We start from the raw sequence: 1,802 nt of genomic DNA, 5'->3' as shown, positions 1-1,802 counted from the left end.
GTCCCGGCCAGATCCATTCCCACTATTGCCGGCAATGGTTGCCCCGCATGGGTCGCCTGCCCGGAGCGGATTTTTCCATCCAGCGGATTCACACCGCTGGCCCGGATCCTGACCAATACCTGCCCCGCCTGCGGCACCGGCCGTGCAACGCAAACCAAACGTAATGGCGCATTGGCCGAGTCGACCATCAGAGCGCGCATATTCAGTGAGTCAGTCATTTCGCCATGTCCCATCAGAAGTGAATACAGGATCAATCTTGCCTCGCCCTATTCATTCCGATAAGACGCCATATCGCTATAGTGATCATGCCGATACAGCATCAATGAGGAATCCCGTGGACAAACTCAATGCAATGGCGATTTTCGTGCGGGTGGTCGAACGGGGCAGTTTTTCCGCCGTTGCCCGGGAGTTGCAGACCAGCCAGCCGACCATCAGCAAAGTATTGCAAGCACTGGAAACCCGATTGGGCGGAAAGCTGATTGCCCGCAGCACCCGCAAGCTATCCCTGACGGACGAAGGTCAGCGCTATTACAACGAATGCCGGACCATCCTCGCCGCCGTGGATGCGGCAGAACATAGCTTCCAGTCCGGTCGGGAAAGGGTCGCCGGACCTCTGAAAATCGGCTCGTCGGTGAGTTTCGGGCGCCTGCAGATCGCACCCCGGTTGCCGGACTTTCTCAAACACTACCCTGACGTACAGATAGACCTGCAACTGAGCGATCAAAACCTGGATCTGGTCGGCGAAGGGCTGGACGTCACATTCCGGATCGGTGCCCTGAACGACAGTGGCCTGATCGCTCGCCATGTCGGCAGTACCCACCGTGTGACCGTCGCATCACCTGACTACCTCAGGCAAAACGGCCAACCGCAAACACCGCAGGAACTGGGCAGGCACAACTGCCTGATGTTCAACCTGCTGAGCAGTCAAAACCTGTGGGTGTACACAAAAGACGCCCAACGCCACGAAGTGCGGATCAAGGGCAATGCGCAGAGCAACAATTCCGAGGCGATCCGCGAAATGGTGCTGGGGGGATTGGGGATTGCGCTGTCACCGGTGTGGCTATTCAGCGAAGACCTGAGCGCCGGCCGGGTGAGCGCGATTTTGCAGGACTACAGTACGTTGTCGCTGCCAATTTATGCCGTATCCCTGGCGAATCGTCGCCAATCCGCCAGGGTCAAAGCCTTTGTCGACTATATGGCTCAGGCGCTGGAAAAAGCGCCTGAGCTGCACATAAACAAATAGCTACACAGGAACCAGTAGCTGTACCCGATCAGATAGCCGTAGTGCGAGTGTTCAGCCACTCAAGTGCAACCCCCTCGACCAACGGACTCAGACGCTCACGCACTTCGGCGTGGTAGGCGTTGAACCACTGTTTTTCCTCGTCCGACAGCAACGATGTTTCCAGGCAACGTGTGTCGATCGGGCACAGGGTCAGCGTTTCGAACTTCAGGAACTCGCCGAATTCGCTCTTGCCCGCCTCACGGTTCATCGCCAGGTTTTCGATCCGCACCCCCCAACGACCCGGACGATAGGTGCCCGGTTCAATGGACGTGATCATGCCGGGTTGCATCGCAGTTTGCGGTGCAGGCGCGGCCTGATAAGCGATGACTTGCGGACCTTCGTGGACGTTCAGGAAGTAACCGACGCCATGACCGGTGCCGTGACCGTAGTCGACACTTTCCGCCCAGATGGGCGCACGGGCGATGGCATCGAGCAGCGGCGACAGGATGCCTTTAGGGAACTGCGCGCGGGACAAGGCAATCACGCCCTTGAGCACGCGGGTGCAATCGCGCTTTTGCTC

General features: G+C 58.4%; 3 protein-coding genes. 1 reads left to right on the top strand and 2 read right to left on the bottom strand.

Annotation, left to right across the window (positions count from 1 at the left end; genetic code table 11):
- Positions 1-218, bottom strand: a 218-nt coding sequence (locus AC1DVH_RS30570) for an alcohol dehydrogenase catalytic domain-containing protein (RefSeq protein ID WP_477756941.1), incomplete at its 3' end; no start/stop codon positions are given.
- Positions 219-322: 104 nt separating this feature from the next.
- Between AC1DVH_RS30570 and AC1DVH_RS30565 the strand changes: the two genes are divergently transcribed.
- Entirely contained in the window at positions 323-1,243 is a 921-nt protein-coding gene (locus AC1DVH_RS30565) for a LysR family transcriptional regulator (protein ID WP_477756940.1), read from the top strand.
- A gap of 28 nt (positions 1,244-1,271) precedes the next feature.
- On the opposite strand, the gene AC1DVH_RS30560 is transcribed toward AC1DVH_RS30565, so the two are convergent.
- A partial coding sequence (locus AC1DVH_RS30560) for a M24 family metallopeptidase C-terminal domain-containing protein (RefSeq protein ID WP_477756939.1) occupies positions 1,272-1,802 on the bottom strand: 531 nt, incomplete at its 5' end.

Source organism: Pseudomonas sp. P4_C3, from assembly GCF_056402075.1.
Note: the sequence above shows the minus strand (reverse complement) of the source record. Positions and strands in the feature narration are given on the sequence as shown.